24 protein-coding genes and 1 tRNA gene are annotated in these 19,811 nt (G+C 65.1%); 18 read left to right on the forward strand and 7 right to left on the reverse strand.

Features of this window, described 5'->3' with window-relative positions; translation table 11 throughout:
* Positions 1–20 precede the first annotated feature (20 nt).
* The 5 genes from tpiA (at position 21) to FHS47_RS10375 (ending at position 2,578) form a co-directional block, all read left to right on the forward strand.
* Positions 21–773, forward strand: coding sequence for a triose-phosphate isomerase (gene tpiA, locus FHS47_RS10355; RefSeq protein ID WP_167026595.1), 753 nt, complete (start codon positions 21–23; stop codon positions 771–773).
* 25 nt (positions 774–798) lie between these two features.
* Positions 799–1,230, forward strand: a complete 432-nt coding sequence (gene secG / locus FHS47_RS10360; protein WP_166697965.1) for a preprotein translocase subunit SecG — start codon at positions 799–801, stop codon at positions 1,228–1,230.
* A gap of 23 nt (positions 1,231–1,253) precedes the next feature.
* Positions 1,254–1,338 (forward strand) — tRNA-Leu (locus FHS47_RS10365).
* Between the two features lie 118 nt (positions 1,339–1,456).
* Complete coding sequence (locus FHS47_RS10370) at positions 1,457–1,978, forward strand: kinase (RefSeq protein WP_167026597.1); 522 nt, start codon at positions 1,457–1,459, stop codon at positions 1,976–1,978.
* 168 nt (positions 1,979–2,146) lie between these two features.
* Positions 2,147–2,578: a hypothetical protein gene (locus FHS47_RS10375; protein ID WP_167026599.1), complete on the forward strand. Its 432-nt coding sequence runs from the start codon at positions 2,147–2,149 to the stop codon at positions 2,576–2,578.
* A 15-nt stretch (positions 2,579–2,593) separates the two neighbouring features.
* Here FHS47_RS10375 and FHS47_RS10380 read toward each other — a convergent pair whose 3' ends face one another.
* Both FHS47_RS10380 and FHS47_RS10385 read right to left on the reverse strand, forming a co-directional pair.
* Positions 2,594–2,959 carry a UBP-type zinc finger domain-containing protein gene (locus tag FHS47_RS10380; RefSeq protein ID WP_167026601.1) on the reverse strand — a complete coding sequence of 122 codons (366 nt, stop codon included), beginning with the start codon at positions 2,957–2,959 and terminating at the stop codon, positions 2,594–2,596.
* A 103-nt stretch (positions 2,960–3,062) separates the two neighbouring features.
* A complete protein-coding gene (locus FHS47_RS10385; protein WP_167026604.1) occupies positions 3,063–3,341 on the reverse strand; it encodes a hypothetical protein in 279 nt (92 codons plus the stop codon).
* 116 nt (positions 3,342–3,457) lie between these two features.
* On the opposite strand from FHS47_RS10385, the gene FHS47_RS10390 reads away from it, so the two are divergent.
* From FHS47_RS10390 to FHS47_RS10405, 4 genes are all read left to right on the forward strand, one after another.
* Positions 3,458–3,817: a DUF1304 family protein gene (locus FHS47_RS10390; RefSeq protein ID WP_167026607.1), complete on the forward strand. Its 360-nt coding sequence runs from the start codon at positions 3,458–3,460 to the stop codon at positions 3,815–3,817.
* A gap of 76 nt (positions 3,818–3,893) precedes the next feature.
* Positions 3,894–5,603: a patatin-like phospholipase family protein gene (locus FHS47_RS10395; RefSeq protein WP_167026610.1), complete on the forward strand. Its 1,710-nt coding sequence runs from the start codon at positions 3,894–3,896 to the stop codon at positions 5,601–5,603.
* Positions 5,604–5,754: 151 nt separating this feature from the next.
* Positions 5,755–6,126 carry a response regulator transcription factor gene (locus FHS47_RS10400; RefSeq protein WP_167026613.1) on the forward strand — a complete coding sequence of 124 codons (372 nt, stop codon included), beginning with the start codon at positions 5,755–5,757 and terminating at the stop codon, positions 6,124–6,126.
* Positions 6,127–6,286: 160 nt separating this feature from the next.
* Positions 6,287–7,324: a DUF4105 domain-containing protein gene (locus FHS47_RS10405; RefSeq protein WP_167026616.1), complete on the forward strand. Its 1,038-nt coding sequence runs from the start codon at positions 6,287–6,289 to the stop codon at positions 7,322–7,324.
* Here the strand turns inward: FHS47_RS10405 and FHS47_RS10410 are convergent.
* The gene (locus FHS47_RS10410; protein WP_167026619.1) at positions 7,291–8,310 is read right to left on the reverse strand and encodes a TraB/GumN family protein; all 1,020 of its coding nucleotides are present in this window, start codon (positions 8,308–8,310) and stop codon (positions 7,291–7,293) included. The two genes, FHS47_RS10405 and FHS47_RS10410, sit on opposite strands and share 34 nt — an antisense overlap.
* Between FHS47_RS10410 and FHS47_RS10415 the strand changes: the two genes are divergently transcribed.
* The 5 genes from FHS47_RS10415 (at position 8,309) to FHS47_RS10435 (ending at position 13,148) form a co-directional block, all read left to right on the forward strand.
* Positions 8,309–9,112 (forward strand): NADPH-dependent F420 reductase, encoded by an 804-nt coding sequence (locus FHS47_RS10415; RefSeq protein WP_167026622.1) that lies wholly within the window; start codon positions 8,309–8,311, stop codon positions 9,110–9,112. The genes FHS47_RS10410 and FHS47_RS10415 overlap by 2 nt on opposite strands.
* A 133-nt stretch (positions 9,113–9,245) precedes the next feature.
* A complete protein-coding gene (locus FHS47_RS10420) occupies positions 9,246–9,491 on the forward strand; it encodes a DUF2188 domain-containing protein (protein ID WP_167026624.1) in 246 nt (81 codons plus the stop codon).
* 64 nt (positions 9,492–9,555) lie between these two features.
* On the forward strand, positions 9,556–9,795 hold the full coding sequence (locus tag FHS47_RS10425) for a hypothetical protein (RefSeq protein WP_167026627.1): 240 nt from the start codon (positions 9,556–9,558) through the stop codon (positions 9,793–9,795).
* Between the two features lie 210 nt (positions 9,796–10,005).
* Positions 10,006–12,846, forward strand: coding sequence for a TonB-dependent receptor (locus tag FHS47_RS10430; protein ID WP_167026630.1), 2,841 nt, complete (start codon positions 10,006–10,008; stop codon positions 12,844–12,846).
* A gap of 98 nt (positions 12,847–12,944) precedes the next feature.
* Positions 12,945–13,148, forward strand: coding sequence for a hypothetical protein (locus tag FHS47_RS10435; protein ID WP_167026633.1), 204 nt, complete (start codon positions 12,945–12,947; stop codon positions 13,146–13,148).
* On the opposite strand, the gene FHS47_RS10440 is transcribed toward FHS47_RS10435, so the two are convergent.
* A complete protein-coding gene (locus FHS47_RS10440; RefSeq protein ID WP_167026635.1) occupies positions 13,145–13,297 on the reverse strand; it encodes a hypothetical protein in 153 nt (50 codons plus the stop codon). The two genes, FHS47_RS10435 and FHS47_RS10440, sit on opposite strands and share 4 nt — an antisense overlap.
* A 62-nt stretch (positions 13,298–13,359) precedes the next feature.
* Complete coding sequence (locus tag FHS47_RS10445; protein WP_167026638.1) at positions 13,360–15,378, reverse strand: PAS domain-containing sensor histidine kinase; 2,019 nt, start codon at positions 15,376–15,378, stop codon at positions 13,360–13,362.
* Positions 15,379–15,522: 144 nt separating this feature from the next.
* On the opposite strand from FHS47_RS10445, the gene FHS47_RS19925 reads away from it, so the two are divergent.
* The gene (locus FHS47_RS19925) at positions 15,523–15,648 is read left to right on the forward strand and encodes a hypothetical protein (RefSeq protein ID WP_275690547.1); all 126 of its coding nucleotides are present in this window, start codon (positions 15,523–15,525) and stop codon (positions 15,646–15,648) included.
* An 89-nt stretch (positions 15,649–15,737) separates the two neighbouring features.
* On the forward strand, positions 15,738–16,889 hold the full coding sequence (locus FHS47_RS10450) for an acyltransferase (RefSeq protein WP_167026641.1): 1,152 nt from the start codon (positions 15,738–15,740) through the stop codon (positions 16,887–16,889).
* Between the two features lie 51 nt (positions 16,890–16,940).
* Here the strand turns inward: FHS47_RS10450 and FHS47_RS10455 are convergent, their stop codons facing one another.
* Complete coding sequence (locus FHS47_RS10455) at positions 16,941–17,126, reverse strand: CsbD family protein (protein WP_167026644.1); 186 nt, start codon at positions 17,124–17,126, stop codon at positions 16,941–16,943.
* Positions 17,127–17,369: 243 nt separating this feature from the next.
* Here FHS47_RS10455 and FHS47_RS10460 point away from each other — a divergent pair, with 243 nt between their 5' ends.
* Positions 17,370–17,966, forward strand: coding sequence for a DUF6496 domain-containing protein (locus FHS47_RS10460; RefSeq protein ID WP_167026647.1), 597 nt, complete (start codon positions 17,370–17,372; stop codon positions 17,964–17,966).
* Positions 17,967–18,024: 58 nt separating this feature from the next.
* On the opposite strand, the gene FHS47_RS10465 is transcribed toward FHS47_RS10460, so the two are convergent.
* Positions 18,025–18,177, reverse strand: a complete 153-nt coding sequence (locus FHS47_RS10465) for a hypothetical protein (RefSeq protein ID WP_167026650.1) — start codon at positions 18,175–18,177, stop codon at positions 18,025–18,027.
* Positions 18,178–18,689: 512 nt separating this feature from the next.
* Between FHS47_RS10465 and FHS47_RS10470 the strand changes: the two genes are divergently transcribed.
* Positions 18,690–19,802: an S-(hydroxymethyl)glutathione dehydrogenase/class III alcohol dehydrogenase gene (locus FHS47_RS10470; protein WP_167026653.1), complete on the forward strand. Its 1,113-nt coding sequence runs from the start codon at positions 18,690–18,692 to the stop codon at positions 19,800–19,802.
* Positions 19,803–19,811 lie beyond the last annotated feature (9 nt).

The following is a 19,811-nucleotide window of genomic DNA, read 5'->3' on the forward strand; positions in this document are numbered from 1 at the left end:
GCCCACGCCTGGAAGCTCCCATGCGCAAGAAGCTGGTCGCCGGTAACTGGAAGATGCATGGCTCACGCAGCATGGCCGACGCGCTTGTGCGCGAGATCGTCGAGAACCGTCCCGACGGCGTGGACATCCTGGTTTTCCCGCCGGACGTGTACCTGGCGGAGCTGACCAAGCGCTACGGCGACCGGGGCCTTGAATTCGGTGGGCAGGATCTTTCCGAGCATCACGTGCCTGGCGCCTACACCGGTGAGGTGTCCGGCGGCATGCTCGCGGATGTCGGGGCCACGTGGGTCCTGGTCGGGCACTCGGAGCGCCGCCAGTACCAGCACGAAAGCGACGACCTGCTGACGAAGAAATTCGCCGCGGCACGCAAGGCCGGGTTGAAACCCATCCTGTGCGTGGGAGAAACCCTGGAGGAACACGAAGCAGGGCAGGCGGAGGCGGTGATCCAGCGTCAGCTGGGGGCCGTGCTCGACAGCTGCGGGGTGGAGTGTTTCCGCGAAGCGGCCATTGCCTACGAGCCGGTCTGGGCCATCGGCACCGGGCTCACGGCCACGCCCGAGAAGGCGCAGAAAATTCATGCCGCCATCCGTAGCCAACTGGCAAAAAAGGATGCTAATATCTCGCTCCTGACCCGGGTGCTTTACGGCGGAAGCGTCAAGCCGGCCAATGCGGCCGAACTTTTCGCCCAGCCGGATGTGGACGGGGGACTCATCGGCGGTGCTGCACTTGTGGCCTCCGATTTCCTGGATATATGCGCCGCGGCGCGTCGATAATCGCGACACGGCAAACCAAGAAGACATGTTCATTCTCTTCAGCGTTTTCTATATCCTGATCGCCGCGGCGATGATCGTGCTGATTCTCATGCAGCGCGGTGCCGGCGCGGAGGCAGGTTCCGGCTTCGGCGGCGGCGCGTCCGCCACGGTGTTCGGTGCACGTGGCTCGTCGAGCTTCATGACGCGCGCCACGGCGGTGCTCGCCACCCTGTTTTTCCTGCTCAGCCTCGGCATGGGCATTTACCTCGGCCGTACGGGCAATCCCCAGCCGGCCGCGGATCTTGGTGTGATGTCGGGTGTCACCACCCCGGCCGCTCCCGCCAACAACGCTCCGGTAGCCCCGGCCGCGTCGGACGTGCCCAGCGCACCCGCCGCCACGGCGCCCGCAGCGAACAACGATGTTCCGGCCCCGAAGCAGGAAGCCACGCAGGCTCCCGCCGAACCGGCCAAGAAGTAATCGCAACACGCAGTAAAAGTTATGCCCAGGTGGCGGAATTGGTAGACGCACTACCTTGAGGTGGTAGCGGCTTAGGTCGTGGGGGTTCGAGTCCCCCCTTGGGCACCAACGCAAGATCCGGACAACCTCAACCGGATCGCAATGAAACCCGCGAAAGCGGGTTTTTTTGTGCGCGCTTTCCGCTTGCCCTAATCTCCTGTGCTCTTACTCGTTTCGAAGCGGTGCGATGAAAACGCCAGTACTTATCGTGCTACGCGGTAACGCAGGGTCGGGCAAGAGCACGGTCGCACGACTGCTCTGCGATCGATGGCGGCCACACAGCGCTTGGATTGCCCAGGATCATGTGCGGCGCACGATCCTGGGCGAGAAGGACACGGCGCTCCGCGACACTCCCGAATTGATGTCCCTCATGGCTCGTTACTGCCTGGAAGCAGGGCGGCACACCATCGTGGAGGGAATTTTGCATGCCGGACGGTACGCGCCGATGCTTGAAACCCTGCGCAACCAGCACCGCGGTCCAAGCCTGTTTTACAGCTTCGACCTGTCGTTCGAGGAAACGCTTGCGCGCCACACGACCCGCCATTCGCCGGACATAGACGAAGAAATGATGAGGCGGTGGTACGTCGGTTGGCAGCCGTTGCCGTTCTGTTCGGAAGAGCGAATTCTGGCCGACGAAACGCTCGACGCAATCTTGGACCGCATCGAGTCCGACGTGAATCGCCTGGCGAGCCGGCCCTGGATCGCATAGAGCGTTTCTTTGCGTCCGAGGGGATGGAAGGCGGACCGGTACCCAGGATGGCAGCAAGAGGCCTCCAGGGCGCTGCTGCATCTGATCGTCGGGACATTCGCGGACGGTCGAGCAGGAGCGAAGCCGATGGCGTACGATGGCCGGTCTGTCGCCCTTGGGAAGCTTTCGATGGAAGAGACGCAGAATCCGGTAAACCGCCTGTTCGGTTTCATGGTCGAGTTCGCCGAGCAGATGCTGGCCAAGAGTGGCGAATTCTTCCCGTTCGGGGGATCGATCACGGAGGCGGGGGAAATCGCCGCGGCCGCTGGCGAGCCTGACGACTCGGAGCATCCGGAAGCGCAGGCGGTGTATCAGCTGGTGGCGAAAGGCCTCGCTTCCATGGCGTCGAGCGGCAATGTGGCGGCGGTGGCGCTCGTCGCCGACGTCGTCATTCCCGAAGAACTCGCGCCTACCGCAGAGAACGGCATCCGCGTCCACGTGGAAGCGCCCGGATTCGCGCGCATGGTGTACGTGCCCTACGAACTCCGTACCGGCGAAGAACAGCCCGTGCGTCTGCACGAGCCGTTGGCCGTCGAGATCGACGCCCAGTTCTTCGGCTGACGATACGGATTGTCGCTAGCGGTTCTGTGCGCGCAACAACACGCGTTGCCAGTTCGGGGGAACGCGGTCCTCGGGCCCCGGTGTCGTCTGGGTCGTCGGATGGCTGTGCGGCGGCGCGAGCTGCGGCCCATCGAACCCTTCGCCGGTACGGTAATCGTAAAACCAGTCCTCACCCGGCTCGAAGCTCTGGATGATCGGGTGGCCCGTTTCTTTCGCGTGCTTCGTGGCGTGCTTCGACAGCGAGTCGTCGCAGCAGCCAATGTGGCCGCATTGCGCACAGCGGCGAAGGTGTAACCACCAGCCCCCATCCTGCTCGCATTCGACGCAGCCGGTGCCGCTGGGTGGCACCGAAGGGTCGATGCCGTCACTCTGCTTGGTCATGGAAGCTCCCGGTAGCCGATGCTTCGGGGCAGCGTAAGGCAAGAACCGGCACCGTGCATCCCCCGGATGAGGCGAGGTCGACGTCCGCCCATCTGGGTGAAGGTCACCGGGCAGGAGCGTCGCATTCCCGGGATAGCGTTCCCACCGACTTCGTCAGAGTACGAAGGGCGATCCGCAGTTCCATGGCATTCGGATGGCCGTCGGCCAGCAGGGCTTCGATTTTCTCGGCGGCGTCGGCGACATTGAGGTAGTCGTACTGGAGCGCGCAGCGAGCCATGTGGTTGGCGCGCAATTGCGCTTCCGCGTAGTCGCGGTACCGCAGCGCCTGGAGCAGCCCGAGGGCCTCCAGGGAGATCTCCTGGGTTGGGAGGTTCCTGCACATCGCGTTAGTAGGGCCGAACGCCGCACGGGATGCAATCGTCCATCCGGCCTAAGGATGATGTCCGGCAGCTTTAACGGCTATCCTTCGCCACCCGGCTCCCTATGCAAGGATTCCGCATGACGCTCGCCGCCAACCTCCTCACCGCGCTGGTGATCCTGATCCACGTCTATATCGTGCTGCTGGAGATGGTTCTCTGGCGCTCCCGCGGGCCGAAGGTGTTCGGCATCAGTGCCGATTTCGCCCGGGACAGCGCGGCGCTCGCGTCCAACCAGGGCCTCTACAACGCGTTCCTGGTAGTCGCCCTCGTGCTTGGCCTGGTGCTTCGGGAGCCTTTCGCCACGGCCTTCGTGTTTTACGGTCTGGGCTGTGTCGTCGTCGCCGGCCTGTGGGGCGCGGTGACCGCCAGCCGCCGCATCCTCTACGTCCAGGCGCTGCCGGCCGCGCTGGCGCTCGCGGCGCAGTGGATGGCCAGATAGCGAAACGCGGCAAGCGTTCGCGTTTCGTAGCCCGCTCGTCGCCGATAATGCATCGACCAACGGCGATGGAGCGGACATGCCCGACACCGATCTGCCCCTGGCGCACCCCGAAATCACGCCGCCGCCGCGGGACAACACCTTCGAGCTGGGCCTTGCGCTTGCCGGGGCGGTATCCGGCGGGGCCTATGCCGCGGGCGTGCTGGACTTCCTCTACGAAGCGCTCGAACACTGGTACGACGCGAAGGCCCGGAAGCTTCCTGTGCCCACGCACGATGTGCTGCTGAGGGACATCTCCGGAGCCTCGGCCGGCAGCATCAACGGGGCGATCTCCGCCGTGGCGCTGCCCTATGCCTTTTCCCACAGGCATATCGCGGAGGTGGACGCGCCGGCCAATCCGTTCTACGACGTGTGGGTGAAGCAGGTCGACATCCGCGGCTTCCTCGGCACGGATGACTTGAAGGACAAGAACGTTCCCATCGCTTCGCTGCTGGACACGCGTTGCCTGGACGAGATTGCCGCGAAGGTGCTCCGTTTCGAGGGCGAACCGACATCCCGGCCTTATGTGGCCAATCCGCTGAAGCTCGTGTTCACGGTGACGAACCTTCGCGGCATACCGTATGCGGTGCCTTTTGCGGGCGGTAGCGCCGATTCCGTGCACAGCATGGTGGCGCATGAGGACTACCTGCGCTTTGCGGTCGACACGGGGCAGGGGCCATACGACCGCGCCTGGCAGTACCCGGACGACCTCTACGTACCGCATCCGAAGATGCTGCCCGACCGGGCGTGGACGTCGCTGATGAACGCCGCGCTCGCGTCGTCGGCGTTTCCCGGAGGGCTGCGCTACCGCGAGGTGGAGCGGCGCTGGAGCGATTACATGCAACGCAGCGTGGTCGTTCCGGACGAGCATGGCATCTCGCGGGTCGTACCGATCGAACCACGCCGCGATGCGTGGGACCGTCATGGCGCAACGTACCGGTTCGTGGGCGTGGACGGTGGCGCGATGGACAACGAGCCGTTCGAACTGGCCCGCACCGAGCTGGCGGGCACCCTCGGCCGCAATCCGCGCCGCGGCGACGAAGTGAACCGCATCGTGCTCATGGTGGATCCGTTTCCCGAGCCCGACGACCTGGGGCCGGAATATGCCGCGTCGATCAACATGTTCGAGGCACTCACGGCGTTGTTCGCGTCGTGGAAGCAGCAGGCCAGGTTCAAGCCCCGCGAGATCGCCCTTGCCATGGACGATGCCGTGTACAGCCGTTTCCTGATCGCGCCGACACGGCCCGCGGCAAGCGGCGCGGAGCGGTGGCTGGGCGGCCGCGCGCTCGCGGCCGGCGCGCTGGGCGGTTTCTCGGGCTTCTTCGCACAGGCTTATCGGCATCACGATTTCCTGCTCGGCCGGCGTAATGCGCAACGTTTCCTGGCGGAGCATTTCCTCGTGCCCGCCAACAACCCCATCGTCGCGGAATGGGCCGCCGATCCCGCGCTGGCGGGATACCTCCGCGAGCGCGACGGCGTGCTGCACGCACCGGTCATTCCGCTGGTCGGGCCTTGCCACCCCGGAGCGCGGGAGGATGGGCTGCCCGATTGGCCGAAAGGTGCCTTCGATCCGCTGACGCTCATGCCTGCGATTCGCAAGCGCCTGGATGCGTTGTACGGCGTGGCCACGGACAAGTGGAAGGACAAGCTGCTGACCTGGCTCGCATGGCATACCTATGCCCGGCGAAAACTGCTGGATTTCGCATCGAGGCGCCTGGTCGACGCGTTACGGAAGCACGACCTTTGGTAAAAAAAACGTCTTGAATCGTGGCAAATGACCCCGTGTTGTCGCATTCGTGAAGCAGTACGAAAAATTCCACGACGAATTTGCTTCGGACGTATGGTCGCCGCGTGAAAACGGGAGTACGTTTGAATTTCGGCGACTGATCGCGGGTTATCCCATGAACATGACAGCCTCTCCCCGGGCCATCGTCTTCGAAGATCATGCCGGTCTGGCATCCGCGCTGACCGACCTCCTCGCCGAGCGTCTCGGCTATGACGTGGCCGCCTGTGCCGGCTGCATCGAGGAGGCGATCCGTGTGGCCCACGTGGAGCGCTGCGACGTCGCCGTGGTCGACCTCGACCTTCAGGGGGTCATGGCGTATCCGGCCCTCGACGAATTGAAACGCCGCGGCATTCCCTATGTGCTGGCCACCGGATCCATGGCGGTGGACATTCCGGGGCGCTATCGGGCGCCCCTGGTCTGCAAGCCCTATAGCGCACATGAGCTTGCCGACGCCATTCGCCAGGCGAGCGCACCCCGGGCGATGTAAAGCACCCCGGGCGGCCCGGAAACGATCCTGCAGCCCAGCCACGGCGTCCTCGGCCAGGTGCTTCATGTAGCGCTGGCGGGCGGGGCGTGTTGCCCTTGCGTCAAGGCCATGGGAAAGTCGGCGAGTTCTTCCCTTTCCGGCCTGCGATGACCCTTTCTCCATGACTCGGCGGAGCTTGCTCGTTCGCGGCGCCGCTGGCCTCCTCGCCGGCCTGCTGCTCGTGCTCTCCGGGGGCTGGGGTGCGTTTGCGCTCGCCATCCGGTTCCCGGCACCGCGCGTGGCAAGGCTCACCGCCGCCGGGCTCTGGATGGTGGGCTGCGGTGCGGCCTGGATCTCGTGGCTGGTATGGCGTTCGCCATGGGCCTTGCCCGCGCTCCTCATCGCGCATGCCGTGCTCCTGGCCTGGTGGGCATCCATCCGCCCGCGCAACGACCGGCCGTGGGCGGACGACGTGGCCCGTGTGCTGCATGGGGAGGTGGAGGGGAATCGCGTGGTGCTCCATGACGTGCGCGATTTCGTGTGGCGTAGCGACGACGATTACGATGTCCGCTGGGAAACGCGGAGCTACGATCTGGATCGTCTTTCGGGTGCGGACGCCATCGTGTCCTATTGGTCCGGAAAGGCGATCGCACACGCCATGCTCGCGTTCGGCTTCGACGACGGGCGCCATGTCGTGTTTTCGGTGGAGATACGGCGCAAGCGCCATGAAGCGTTCTCCGAGGTGGGCGGCTTCTTCCGGCAGTTCGAACTCATCCTCATCGCCGCCGAGGAACGCGATATCGTGCGCGTCCGCACCAACGTCCGCGGCGAGGACGCCTATATCTTCCCGTTGCGCATGACGCCCGAGGCCATGCGCTCGCTCTTCATCTCGTACGTGCGGGAAGCGAACGCCCTGTCGCATGCGGCCCGGTTCTACAACACCGTCACGTCGAACTGCACGACGATCGTCTACCGGATGGCGAAACGGATCGACGGAGCGCTGCCGCTCGATCTTCGCCTGTTGCTGACGGGTTACCTTCCAGAGTACCTGCGCGATGCGGGTGCGCTGGACCGGCGCCTGAGTATCGACGAGTGGCGGGCAAGGGGGCGGATCACGGCGCGCGCACTCGCCGCCGGTGCCGACGAGGATTTTTCGGCGGCCATCCGGCGAGGCGTACCCCCGGCTCAGTCCGGATCGTCGGGCGAAGCCACGGCGTAGCCTTTTGCGCGAAGGGCCTCGAGGTAGCCGTTGTCGCCCAGGAGGTCGTCGATCGGCACGATGGCCACGGCCTGTGCATGGCTGGCCATGGTGGCGTCGACGGTGGCGAGCCACGTTTCGCGCACCGCCTTCGGCACGTCGGCAAGGCCGATGCGCTGCGCCACGCCGCCTTCGGTCACCGCGTTCATGCAGGTAGCGCGCTGGCGCGCGCTGCGCTCGTCGCGCAGCGCGGCGATGTCGCCCGTCGCCCACGCGTTCGCGCGCCGGGCCATGTCCGCGAGTTGTGCATCGATGTTGTCGACGCTCTGCGCGAAGCACGAGACGTCGTCGAGGGTGGAACGCTTGAACGAGCGGATGGCTGCACGCGGGTCGTCCACGAGCAGCGTGTACTCCACGGGAACCTCCTTCACGCCATGCTTGCGCGCAAGGTCGCTCACGGTGCGGACGATCTCGCCCGATTTGCCGAGACCGGCCTTTTTTACGGCCGACTTGTACAACTCCAGCACGGCGAAGATGGGGCGATAGCGTTCCACCCCACGATCGTTGCCGATGTATCTGGCCTTCACGGCGAGCCAGCGCGCGTAGACGTCCGGCGGTACCGTGTCCTTCAGCGTCGCTCCATCCGGCGCATTGCGCACGCCGATCAGAAAGGGCAGCAGTGCAAGGCGTCCGAAGAAGCCGGTATTGGGCTTGATCCGGACGCTCGGCGACGAAATGAGGGCCCCCGAATGCGCGAGGGCCGCGTCGATTTCGTCGGTATTCCAGGTCATGTTCTTCGGCAGGGGTGCCAGGCTGCCCAGGATGAAGAGGGTGCGCCCGTCGCGGGTGGCCCGCCACAGTCCCGGCCCAGGCTGTTCGCCTTGCACCGTCACCGTTTCCAGTGTCGGTACGTTCGCCGCAGGAGGCGCCTGCTGCGCTGCGGCCGGCGGCAGCCACGGAAGCCAGGAAAGGAAGAGGGCGACGAGGACACGGGCAGGGGCGGACATGGCGGCGATTCTGCCAGGATGCGGGCGAGACGGCTCACCGTTCGCTCGCCCTGCGTTCACGCACGGCGGCGAAGATGGCAGGAGTCGTCTCGCGGAGATCGTTTGCATGAAGATAGGTATCGTCGGAGCAGGGAATATCGGTCGTACGCTGGCCCGCCGCTTTCGCGAGGTGGGACACGAGGTTCTCATCGCCAATTCGCGGGGGCCCGAAACCCTCACCGATATCGAGCGCGAGACCGGCGCCGTGGCGGTCACGGCGCACGAAGCGGTGCGCGGTGTCGACCTGGTGGTCGTGACCATTCCGGAATCGAAGGTGCCGCAATTGCCGCCCGACCTTTTCGAAGGCGTGCCCGCGGAAACGGTCGTGGTGGATACGGGCAACTATTACCCGCGGCAACGCGACGGGCGCATCGACGCCATCGAGGACGGCATGCCCGAAAGCCAGTGGGTGTCCGAGCGCATCGGGCGGCCGGTGATCAAGGCATTCAACAACATCTTCGCGGAGCACCTGGGGACGCGGGGCAAGCCGTCGAGCGCGGAGTCGCGGATCGCGTTGCCCGTGGCCGGCGACGATGCCAACGCCAAGGCCACGGTGCTGAAGCTCGTGGACGAGATCGGCTTCGATGGCGTGGATGCGGGGCCCCTTGCGGAGTCCTGGCGCCAGCAGCCGGGATCGCCCGTGTATACGTCCGATCGCGACTTCGAAGGCGTGCGTCAGGGCTTGCTGGACGCCAGTCGGGAAAGGCAACCGGAATGGCGTGCCACGGATCGCAGTCCGGGTACCTACGATGACCCGCGCTAGTCGTGATCCCGGCGTGAAGGAACGGCATACGTTTCTTCCGTTGTAGGCGTGGTATGGAAAGGATAATCTTGCGCCTCTGTCGGTCCGGCCGTCCCCTCCGGCTTACGCCCCGCGAGGTTATCCAATTCCTTCCATGGCCATGGTGATCTACGACATTCCGTTCCACCCGGACATGGCGGGTCTGTGGCACGTGCAGATGAACGGCGTGCCGACGCAGAACTTCGAGACGCGGGTGGCCGCCATCGCCTACGCGGTGCAGCAGTCGAAGCTTCTTGGCGCGCAGAACGGTCTGCAGGTGCTCGTGTCCGTGGAAGGTGCGGACGGTATCTGGCGCGAGTTCGAGTCGAACGCGAAGCGTCCGGTGAGCGGCCTGCAATAGCACTGCACATCGTCTTGATGCGCGATGCATAGGATGGGGGGAGAGAAGGAGGATCACCCCACTCATGACGCATCGAAAGATCGGTTACTTCGACGTTGAAGCCTCGTGTTACGTCGCCAAGCCCGGCCGCTGGCGCGGCAAATATGTCATCAGCGAAGACGGCGAAGAAATCCAGGAAAAGCTCTGCACGACACTGCACGAACGGGAAGAGGATGCCTGCGAGGAGGGGATGCGCCTCGGCATCAAGGCTGCGCGAACGTTGATGAAGGAACGCGAGGGTTTCGATCCCGGCGAAGACGAGTGAGCGCGCCCCGCCTCTGACCTCTGAACGTGCATAGGGCGTGCCACACGCGCCCTTTTTCTTGTGCCGCAATATATTCCGAATGGCCGATGGTACGCCCCGTTCACGCGGCGTAAGTTTTCCTTGCGTGCCTGTGAATGATGCGTTTTCTTCGGCCCATTCCCGGAGCCGCGAAGTCCCAGCCCCACTCCCCTAAGGCTTCGGAGACTCACAATGAAACCGACATCCCAAAAGGCGCTTCGGCGTCACGGCCTCGCTTTGTCCATCGCCACCGCCCTGGTTTGCGGCCAGGCTGCCGCACAAGACACCCAGCCTGCACCGCCTGCCGCGCCACCGCCGGCGCAGTCCACACAACAGCAGACGACGGAACTGGCCACGGTGACCGTCACCGGGTCGGCCTTGCCGCGCATCGACGTGGAAACGCCGTCGCCGGTGACCACCATCACGGCCGATCAGATCCAGAAGAGCGGTCTCACCACCGTGTCTGACGTGGTGCGGGCGGTGTCGGCCGATAACAGCGGGTCCATACCCGCATCGTTCACCGCCGGCTTCGCCGCAGGCTCGTCTGGCGTCGCCCTGCGTGGGCTCACGGTCAATTCCACGCTGGTGCTCATCGACGGCCGGCGAGCCGCGAGCTATCCACTGGCCGACGACGGCCAGCGATCCTTCGTCGACCTCAACACGATCCCGTCCAATGCCATCGAACGCATCGAAGTGCTGAAGGACGGCGCGTCGTCTCTCTACGGCGCGGACGCGATCGCGGGCGTGGTGAACATCATCCTGAGGCCGGACTACCAGGGCACGGAATTCAGTGCCGAAGTCGGCACATCCCAACACGGCGGCGGCACGTCCAAACGCGCCACGGTGCTGTTCGGCGGCGGAGACCTGCAAAAGGACGGATGGAACGCCTACCTCAGCGCCGAATACGAAAGGGACGAGGACATCCTCACCCGGCAACGTGGGTATCCGTACAACACCGCGGACATCCGGCGCAGCGGCGGCAACAACCTTATCGGAGGCCAGCCCTCGCAGAACTCCGGTTCGATCTACGGTTCGGTGACGCCCGGCACGCTTTCGCGACCCGGAGACGTTACCTCGGGCGTCGCGGATCCCGGTGCGGAGGCCCAGCCGCTGGCCGCCTGCGGTCCGCGGTCCACGCTGGTGACCGACGATCCCGCCAATCCGGGAAGCTACTGCGCACAGAACTTCGCCCGATACGCCGCCATCCAGCCCACCACCGATCGTCGCGGGCTGTACGGACGCTTCACCTTGAAGGTGGGCGAGCGTTCGAAGGCCTATGTGTCTGCGAGCTACTACGAAGTGAAAACGTCGTTCCCCGGCCCGCCGGCGCAGATCCAGGCCGGCACGCCGCGCAATACGAACTCGATCGCCTTGCCGGCCACCTTGCCGGACGGCTCGCTCAATCCCAACAACCCGTTCGCGGCGGAAGGGAAGGCGGCGCTCATCAACTTCGGGTTTCCCAGTGCGCTGGGCAGCGGCGAAAGCGACAACCACAACCTGCGCATCGTGGGCGGGCTCACCGGCTACTGGGGCGACTGGGGTTACGACACGGCGCTGGTGTTCAATCATTCGTCGCTCGACACGCGACTCAACGGATTCCTCAACTACGATCGCCTGATCGACGTCGTCACGAACGGCACCTACAACTTCCTCGATCCGGGAGCGAACTCGCCGGCGCTGCTGGCTTCCCTGTCGCCGCAGCTGCGGAAGACGTCCACGAGCGACCTGCAACAGTTCGATTTTCGCGTGAACCGGCCGCTGGCCGACCTCGGTGGCGGTGCGCTGGGCCTGGCCGCCGGTATCGACATACGTCACGAGGAACAGGACGATCCGGACCTCAATCCCGGCCTTCGCGCGCAGGGGTTGGGTATCGCCCACGTCAAGGGCGACCGTACCGTGTCGGGCGCCTATGTCGAACTCGACGCACCTTTCCTCGAGTCGCTGGAAGTGAATGTCTCGGGGCGTTTCGATCACTACTCGGACTTCGGCAACAATTTCTCACCGAAGATCGGCATCAAATGGAAGCCGATCGACGAGTTGGCCTTCCGCGGCACGTTCTCGAAGGGCTTCCGAGCCCCGAGCTTCGCCGAGAACGGATCGAGCGAGGCACAGGGCTTTGCCACGTACACACCGCCGGCGGACTTCCAGGCTGCGCACAACAACAGTGGTTATGTGCAGCCCTACGGTCTTGCGTTCCTCACCCGGGCCAATCCTGACGTGAAGCCGGAGAAGTCCAAGAGCTGGACGTTCGGCGTGCTGTACCAGCCCACGCAGGACTTCAGCGCTTCGCTCGACTATTACCGGATCAAGAAAACCGGCGTGATCGCGCAGCAGAGTCCGAGCGCGGTGCTCGACGCCTATTACGCGGGCGAGCCGTTGCCGGAAGCATCCGCCATCGTGGCCGACGTACCCGATCCGGCGGCACCGGCCGCGCTGCCGCGTCCCTTGATCGTTGCCGCGCCCTATGTGAACCAGGACGCGCTGGAGACGAAAGGGTTGGATCTGAACCTCAAGGCTGGACACGACTTCAGCGAGAACGTTCGCTTTACCAGCGAGCTCAACCTCACGAAGATCATCAGCTGGCGGCTCACCCTGGAGGACGGCACCAAACTGCAGTTCGTCGGCACGCACGGTCCGTACGGCGTCTCCTCGGGAGCGGGTACGCCGCGCTACCGCGGCTCCTGGGCGAACAGCATCCAGTTCGGCCGGACGACCATCACGGGTACGCTGTATTACACCAGCGGCATCAAGCTCACCGCGCCCGACATCACCACCGGGTGTTTCTCGACCAACACCGACACGGGCGCGAACGTACCTGGCGACTGCCGCGTGGCGTCGTTCACCGACTTCGATCTGACCGGACGCTACGACCTCACCGACAAGGTGGCGATCACCGGTTCGGTGATGAACGTCTTCGACAAGAAGGCGCCGTTCGATCCGCTGAACTACGCCGCCTTGAACTACAACCCCACCTACGCGCAGAACGGCGTGATAGGGCGCTTCTACAGGCTCGGGGTGCGGGTGAAGCTGTAGCCGGGGTGTGCCTGGGGCGACCCCGGGGAATTGACTGGCCCGGGGTTTTGCTTTAGTACGGCTCCTTGGGGGAATACCAACAGGGGGCCGTCAAGGCCATGGCAAGTCGATTCACGCTCGTCCGCTCGATCGAAGTTCAGTCCCAGCCGGAATCCGCCGCATGGCCGGATGGCTTCATGCCCGGAACGGTGGCGCCGTTCGTCATGCGCTATGGCACCGATTTCCTGGTGGCGATGCAGCGCGCTGCTGCCTCGCACGATGCCGCGCGGCCACCGGCGCGAACCGAGGCCGAACCGGCCTAGCGCTCGGCGGCAGGCCGCGCGGAAGGCGCTCGCTCGCCGTCGTCGGGCACGTCGCCCGCGGGGCCGCCGCGGTGGATGGCGCCGACCACGAAGATGGCCACCAGCGCGACGATCAGAGCGATCAAGGCGTAATAACGCGAACGATTCATCGGGCGCTCCATGGTTCCCTGGAGTCTCGGGGCCGGTCGGTCAAGGGAATGGATGGCCGGCGTTAGGGATTCGTGCCGTCGATCAGGTCGGCCACGGCCCCCACGAGGGCGTGCAGCGAGAACGGCTTGCCGAGGATCGCGCAGCCGGGAGGCAGGCGTGGAGCGTCCGCAAAGGCCTCCCACGCGTAGCCTGTGATGAACAACACGGGCAGATCCGGCAGGGCCTCGCGTGCGGACTGCGCCAATTGCCGTCCGTCCATGCCAGGCAGTCCGATATCGGTCACGAGAATGTCCGGCGCCGATGAGTCGTGCAAGCTGCGAAGCGCCGCGGCCGCATCGGCGTGATCGTCCACGGTGTACCCGGCTTCCTCGAGCACCTCGCGTGCAAGGGAGCGGAGCATGTGCTCGTCTTCGACCAGAAGCACCCGCCGGCCGCCGCCATGGTGCGGCCCACGATCGATGTGCGCGTGCGGCGCCTCCTCCTTGCTTATATGCCGGGGCAGCCACAGGCTCACCGTGCTTCCCTTGCCGGGCTCCGATTCGATGAGGGCCCGGCCACCCGTTTGCCGGGCGAATCCGTCGACCATGGAGAGGCCCAGCCCCGTGCCCTGGCCGATCGACTTGGTGGTGAAGAAGGGATCGAACGCCTTTTCGATCACGGCGCGCGACATGCCCGTGCCGGTGTCCGCGACCGAGATCACCACGTAGTCGGCGGGGCCCGCGCCGATGTTCCTCGCCGGCTCGTTTCGCGTGGAGATACACAAGGCGCCGCCCGCGGGCATGGCGTCGCGGCCGTTGATCGCGAGGTTCAGAATGGCGCTTTCGAGTTGGCTCGCATCCGACAACGTGCGCCAAAGGTCGGGCTGCATGCGCAGGTCCAGCACCACCTGTTCGCCCAGGAGAGGGCGAAGGAGCAGATCCAGGCCCCGGACGATGGCGTTCGCATCCACGTCGGTGAGCGACAGGGCCTGCTGGCGGGCATAGGCGAGCAGGCGGTGGGTGAGGCCGGCGGCGCGGTTCACCGCGCCGTGCGCGGCATCGAGCAGGCGACGCGTGTTTTCCAGGCGGCCGCTCTCGATCCGCTCGCTCACGATCTCGATGGCGCCGCCGATGCCGCCCAGGATGTTGTTGAAGTCGTGCGCGATGCCGCCCGTGAGCCGTCCGAGGGCCTCGAGTTTCTGCGCGTGCCGCAACTGGTCTTCCATGTCGCGCCGGCGTTGTACGTCGCGGCCCATGCCGTAGACGAGCTCGCCATCGGGCACGCACGTCCAGGCGAACCAGCGGTAGCTGCCGTCCTTGGCGCGCAGGCGGACTTCCAGGTCTTCTACCGTGTCGCCTTCGAGCAACTGGGCCATCGCATCGCGCGCGCGGTCGAGGTCGTCGGGATGAACCAGTTCGCCGAAGGCCATGCTCCCGAGGTCGCTCTCCTCGTAGCCCAGGTCACGCTGCCAGGCCGGGTTGATGTTGCGGTACCGTCCGTCGCGAGCCATCACGATGTAGAGGTCGGGCGAGACCGCCCAGATCTGGTCGCGCTCGCGCGTGCGTGCGCCGATCTCCCGTTCGAGCGACGCGTTCAGTTCGCGCAGGGTCATGCCGGAACGCACGGCGCTGGTCGTCTCGTGCGTGAAGGCGTACACGCCGATCACGCTTCCGCGTTCGTCGCGCAGCGGTGCGAACGAGAGGGTCCACCACGTGTTCTCGACGAAGCCGTGGCGCGTCATCGTCAGCGGAAGGTCGCGGCGCGTGCTGCCTTCGCCGGCCATCGCACGTGTCACATGTCCGGAGATGTCGTCCCACACGTCGCCCCATACCTCGTCGAGGCGCCCACCGACGGCGCCCGAGACGCGCCTGCCGAGGAGGGCCCGGCAAGCATCGTTGAAGAAAAAAATCCCGCCCGGTTCCGCGGAAACGAACATGGGCTGCGGGGAGTCGAACATCGTGGCGAGCATGGCGCGGAGTGCCGGCGGCCATGCCTCCACTGGCCCGAGCGGCGACCGCGCCCAGTCGAACACGCGGATCTCGTCCGCCGTAGGCGAATCGTCCGGGAGGAAGGCGAAGGGATCGGGCAATCGGTTCGACATGTTCCGGGCCGTTGTTCTGGTTTGGAAATAATCCTCCATCCGCGAAGGCGGCGTCGTTGCGAAACATGCCGTGGCGCGCTTGTCACATACAGTCCACGTCCTGCAATGGAACGTTCGTCACCCTATCCACCAGGAGCGACACGCATGAACGACGACATCACGCCGCAGCCCGGCAAGCAGAAAGGCGGCATCGGTTATGTGCTGCTGTGGATCCTCGGGGTGCCCATTCCGGTGCTGATCCTCATCGCGCTCGTGCGCGGCTGCAGCTGAGATACCCACCCGCATCCTTCGCCGGGGCCCGAGCAGGGCCCCGGCCCCCGCGGTTCCGATATGCTTCCCCATCGTCCGGGGAAGGCACCATGTCCGAATCGACTCTCCCGCGCAGCGCCGGCATCGACATGCTGCGTGGCGCGAGCATCCTGCTGGTGGTTATCCACCACCTTGGCCTGCGCATCCCGTTGCACAAGACCCAGGCGGCCAGCCTGCTGCCGATACCCTTGCTCAAGGGGCTGGTCTACAACGGCTACGAAGCGGTTTTCATCTTCTTCGTGATCTCCGGTTTCCTCATCGCCCGCCACACGATTCAGCGCGACGGCACCCTCGACGCGATCGACTGGCGGGCGTTCTATGTCCGCCGTGCCGCCCGCATTCTTCCGTGCCTCCTGGCGCTCGTGACCGTGCTTCTGGTCCTCCACGCGCTGGCCGTGCCGAACTATGTGATCCAAAGGAGCGGCCAGTCCGCGCTGGGCGCGACGGTTTCCGCGCTTACCTTCACGCTCAATCTCTACGAAGGACGTACGGGCTGGCTGCCGGGAGGCTGGGACGTTCTCTGGTCGCTGTCGATCGAAGAAGTGTTTTACGCGGCCTTTCCCCTGGTGTGCCTGTCCCTGGGGCGCACGCGCTGGCTGGTTCCGTTGCTGGTCGTACTGGTGGTGTCGGTTCCGTTCACCCGTGCCGCGATCGTGGATAACGAAATCTGGCAGGAGAAGGCGTACCTCCCAGGGATGGGGGCCATTGCGGCAGGCGTGCTCGCGGCATGGGTGGTGACACGCGGGCCGCGCGCCGGCCAGACGGGCAGGGTGGAAAGGCTGTGGCTCAGGAGGGTGCTGGGGGTGTCGGGGTTGGCCGCGACAGGCATGGTGATGTTCTACGGCGCACCGCTCTGGCATGTGGTCGGCGAGGGGTACCTGCTGGTGCTTATCCTGGGCGCCGTGTGCCTTGTGCTGGCCTCCCCGGAGGGTGGGCAAACGTGGCGGGGCTTCGGCTGGCTCGGCGCGATGGGAAGGGCCAGCTACGAGATCTACCTTACCCACATGTTCGTCGTGTTCACCCTCGTGGCCCTGGCGCGATTCTCCGCGACCGACCAGGCTTGGGGCTGGATTTGGTACGTGCCGGCCGTGCTTCTTTCCTGGGCGTTGGGCTGGCTCGTGGCCCGTGGATTTTCGGAACCCGCCAACCGGTGGCTGCGAAGCCGGATGAACGCATGGCGCGCGGTGGGCGCGGCGGCCTGAAAACGGACGCGGGAGCCGACGGCTCCCGCGTGCGCGACCTGAAAGGTGCGATCAGTGGTGGCGATCCTTGTCGCGTGCGTGGTCGGCAGCCTTACCGACTTCGCGCTGCACCTTGCCCGCGTTCTTTTCGATATTGCCGGCCGCTTCCTTCACGTGGTTGCCCGTGATCTTGCCGGCGGCTTCTTTCATGCTGCCCTTGATCTCGTGCTTCATGCCTTCGGTACGGTTCTTGTCCATGGTGCACTCCTCACGACGCTGCGCCATTCGCAGTGCGGACTGTTTAACCCCCGACGTACTTATCGATGCGTGAAGCACCCGTGCGCTTCCGTTCACTCTCGCAAGTGATTGCGGCTTCGCTGTCGACGTGCGAGCGGGGTTCGTCTGTGGTCCGCTGACGCGGGCGATACATGCGGATCACAAATCGCCGCGCAGTCTCGTGCATCGACGACACCCGTCACTCCCTCATAGGAGATCCGAGTCATGCCTGAGAAAAAAACCACTGCCAGGGCACGAAAGGACAAGCGCGAAGGGAAGTCGGCTTCGACCCAGGCCGGAGAATACGTACGCGAGGAAATTGAGCACGTTCGCGAAGGCAAGCACGGCGCGCGCTCCGCCAAGCAGGCCATCGCCATCGGCCTTTCCAAGGCGCGGCGCGACGGCGTCAAGGCCAAGCCGTCGAAGTCGGCGAGCAAGTCCACAAAGAAGAAGGCGGCGCAGGATTCGCGCGCCTCCACCCGGAAGCGCTCCTCGGGAACCGCGGCCAAGAAGACGGCCAGTCGCAAGCGGGCCACCGGAACGGCGGCCCGGAAGTCATCCGCACGGAAGTCCACGGCCAAGAAGACGACAGCCAGGAAATCGACAGCCCGGTCGAAGGCGAGCACGGCAGCGTTGAAGCGGGAAGGCCGATCGGCCGCGTCGAAACGGGCTCTGTCGGCACAAGGGCACAAGGCCGCCGCCAAGCGGAGCGCGTCCAGCCGCTCTGCGTCCGCGAAGAAGGCGGCACGCACGAAAGGCACGACGGGAAGGAAAACGGCCGCCAAGAAGGCGGCGCGAACCAGGGCCCGGAAGGCGTCCTGACAAAAGGAAGGCCCGCCATTGAAGGCGGGCCTTCCGTTATGGGATGTGCGGGTGCGTCTTAGACGGCGTCGCCGCTCAGGCGGCTGGCGACTTCGCCAAGCCAGTCATAGCCGTCCATCTCGCCACCGAAGAGGTCGAAGCTGCCGTCGCTGTTGGCGCCGGCGGCGAATTCGTAGGTCGAGATACCGTATTCGTTGCGCAGTTCATTCATGTGATGTCTCCCAGTCAGTACCGACCGGATGTCTCTATAGCTCTGTCGCCAACGCCGCCGGTCTCTGGCGTGGCGGGAACCTTACGCCTCCGGCGAGCTTCCCGAGAAGTCGCGCGGCGGCACTGGTCCGTTTCGTTTGGTGAACAATCCGTTCGTTAGGCTTTCGTCACAGCGTTTTCGTGCCGAATTTCTGAACTAACGAGTTTTCTATGCCCCCTTTCTATGGGCGGCCCCAGCGTTTACAAGGGCTTCCAGGCATCGAAAGGTTGGACAGCGGTTGTAAGCAAAAGGTTCAAGAAATCCCTCGCCGAGAACCGTTTCCTGTATCTACGGAGCCCTTACCCGAGGCTTTCGTTCGCCGCGCGGGCCGTATCCGTTAACCCCAGTTTAACTCAATCGGGCCCTCCATACCACCCCGGATGTTTGCGTCCCTTCACGTAGGTGCACGAGGAGGGGTGGCCGGGGCGACGTGCAGCTAGAATCCGGGGTCAACGTCATTGAGGAAAAGCACCATGAAGTCTCGCGCCGCCGTCGCCTGGGAAGCAGGAAAGCCGCTGTCCATCGAGGAGATCGACGTCCAGGGCCCCAAGGCCGGCGAAGTACTGGTGCGCATCGTCGCTACCGGTGTCTGCCATACGGATGCCTACACTCTTTCGGGAGACGACCCGGAAGGCGCCTTCCCGGTCATCCTCGGCCATGAGGGGGGCGGAATCGTCGAGGAGGTGGGCGAGGGCGTCACCTCGCTGAAGCCGGGGGACCACGTCATTCCGCTGTATACCCCGGAATGCGGCGAGTGCAAGTTCTGCCGCTCGGGCAAGACCAACCTGTGCCAGAAGATCCGGGTTACCCAGGGCAAGGGCCTCATGCCGGACGGCACCTCGCGTTTTTCGCTGAACGGCAAGCCGTTGCTCCATTACATGGGTACCAGCACCTTCAGCGAATACACGGTGCTGCCGGAGATTTCGCTGGCAAAGATCAACAAGGACGCTCCGCTGGAGAAGGTGTGCCTGCTCGGCTGCGGCATCACTACCGGCATCGGCGCGGTGCTTAACACCGCCAAGGTGGAGCCGGGCGCCACGGTGGCCGTGTTCGGCCTGGGCGGCATCGGCCTGTCGGTGGTGCAGGGCGCGGTGATGGCGAAGGCGGGACGCATCGTCGTGGTCGACACGAATCCGTCGAAGTTCGAGATGGCGAGGATGCTTGGCGCCACCGACTGCGTGAACCCGCGCGACTACCCGGATACGCCCATCCAGCAGGTGATCGTCGACCTCACCGATGGCGGGGTCGACTATTCCTTCGAATGCATCGGTAACGTGGACGTGATGCGGGCCGCGCTGGAGTGCTGCCACAAGGGCTGGGGCGAGTCGATCATCATTGGCGTGGCCGGCGCGGGCCAGGAGATCCGCACGCGTCCGTTCCAGCTGGTGACGGGCCGCGTGTGGCGCGGCTCGGCGTTCGGCGGCGTGAAGGGCCGCAGCCAGTTGCCGGGCTACGTGGAGCGCTACATGGGCGGCGAGATCAAGATCGACCCGATGATCACGTATACGATGGGGCTGGAAGACATCAATCGCGCCTTCGACCTGATGCACGAGGGCAAGTCCATCCGCTCGGTCATCGTTTACTGAGGCCGGCGG

The sequence above is a fragment of the Luteibacter sp. SG786 genome, assembly GCF_011759605.1.
GTDB lineage: Bacteria > Pseudomonadota > Gammaproteobacteria > Xanthomonadales > Rhodanobacteraceae > Luteibacter.

Excerpts from the sequence above, each read along its gene's own strand:
- FHS47_RS10450 (WP_167026641.1), top strand. The coding sequence starts at position 15,738 with ATGTCCGAATCGACTCTCCCGCGCAGCGCCGGCATCGACATGCTGCGT.
- FHS47_RS10375 (WP_167026599.1), top strand. The coding sequence starts at position 2,147 with ATGGAAGAGACGCAGAATCCGGTAAACCGCCTGTTCGGTTTCATGGTC.
- FHS47_RS10390 (WP_167026607.1), top strand. The coding sequence starts at position 3,458 with ATGACGCTCGCCGCCAACCTCCTCACCGCGCTGGTGATCCTGATCCAC.
- FHS47_RS10435 (WP_167026633.1), top strand. The coding sequence starts at position 12,945 with ATGGCAAGTCGATTCACGCTCGTCCGCTCGATCGAAGTTCAGTCCCAG.
- FHS47_RS10425 (WP_167026627.1), top strand. The coding sequence starts at position 9,556 with ATGACGCATCGAAAGATCGGTTACTTCGACGTTGAAGCCTCGTGTTAC.
- FHS47_RS10370 (WP_167026597.1), top strand. The coding sequence starts at position 1,457 with ATGAAAACGCCAGTACTTATCGTGCTACGCGGTAACGCAGGGTCGGGC.
- FHS47_RS10455 (WP_167026644.1), bottom strand. The coding sequence starts at position 17,126 with ATGGACAAGAACCGTACCGAAGGCATGAAGCACGAGATCAAGGGCAGC.
- FHS47_RS10440 (WP_167026635.1), bottom strand. The coding sequence starts at position 13,297 with ATGAATCGTTCGCGTTATTACGCCTTGATCGCTCTGATCGTCGCGCTG.
- FHS47_RS10395 (WP_167026610.1), top strand. The coding sequence starts at position 3,894 with ATGCCCGACACCGATCTGCCCCTGGCGCACCCCGAAATCACGCCGCCG.
- FHS47_RS10410 (WP_167026619.1), bottom strand. The coding sequence starts at position 8,310 with ATGTCCGCCCCTGCCCGTGTCCTCGTCGCCCTCTTCCTTTCCTGGCTT.
- FHS47_RS10460 (WP_167026647.1), top strand. The coding sequence starts at position 17,370 with ATGCCTGAGAAAAAAACCACTGCCAGGGCACGAAAGGACAAGCGCGAA.
- FHS47_RS10400 (WP_167026613.1), top strand. The coding sequence starts at position 5,755 with ATGAACATGACAGCCTCTCCCCGGGCCATCGTCTTCGAAGATCATGCC.
- secG (WP_166697965.1), top strand. The coding sequence starts at position 799 with ATGTTCATTCTCTTCAGCGTTTTCTATATCCTGATCGCCGCGGCGATG.
- FHS47_RS10430 (WP_167026630.1), top strand. The coding sequence starts at position 10,006 with ATGAAACCGACATCCCAAAAGGCGCTTCGGCGTCACGGCCTCGCTTTG.
- FHS47_RS10385 (WP_167026604.1), bottom strand. The coding sequence starts at position 3,341 with ATGTGCAGGAACCTCCCAACCCAGGAGATCTCCCTGGAGGCCCTCGGG.
- FHS47_RS10415 (WP_167026622.1), top strand. The coding sequence starts at position 8,309 with ATGGCGGCGATTCTGCCAGGATGCGGGCGAGACGGCTCACCGTTCGCT.
- FHS47_RS10465 (WP_167026650.1), bottom strand. The coding sequence starts at position 18,177 with ATGAATGAACTGCGCAACGAATACGGTATCTCGACCTACGAATTCGCC.
- FHS47_RS10405 (WP_167026616.1), top strand. The coding sequence starts at position 6,287 with ATGACTCGGCGGAGCTTGCTCGTTCGCGGCGCCGCTGGCCTCCTCGCC.
- FHS47_RS19925 (WP_275690547.1), top strand. The coding sequence starts at position 15,523 with ATGAACGACGACATCACGCCGCAGCCCGGCAAGCAGAAAGGCGGCATC.
- tpiA (WP_167026595.1), top strand. The coding sequence starts at position 21 with ATGCGCAAGAAGCTGGTCGCCGGTAACTGGAAGATGCATGGCTCACGC.
- FHS47_RS10380 (WP_167026601.1), bottom strand. The coding sequence starts at position 2,959 with ATGACCAAGCAGAGTGACGGCATCGACCCTTCGGTGCCACCCAGCGGC.
- FHS47_RS10445 (WP_167026638.1), bottom strand. The coding sequence starts at position 15,378 with ATGTCGAACCGATTGCCCGATCCCTTCGCCTTCCTCCCGGACGATTCG.
- FHS47_RS10470 (WP_167026653.1), top strand. The coding sequence starts at position 18,690 with ATGAAGTCTCGCGCCGCCGTCGCCTGGGAAGCAGGAAAGCCGCTGTCC.
- FHS47_RS10420 (WP_167026624.1), top strand. The coding sequence starts at position 9,246 with ATGGCCATGGTGATCTACGACATTCCGTTCCACCCGGACATGGCGGGT.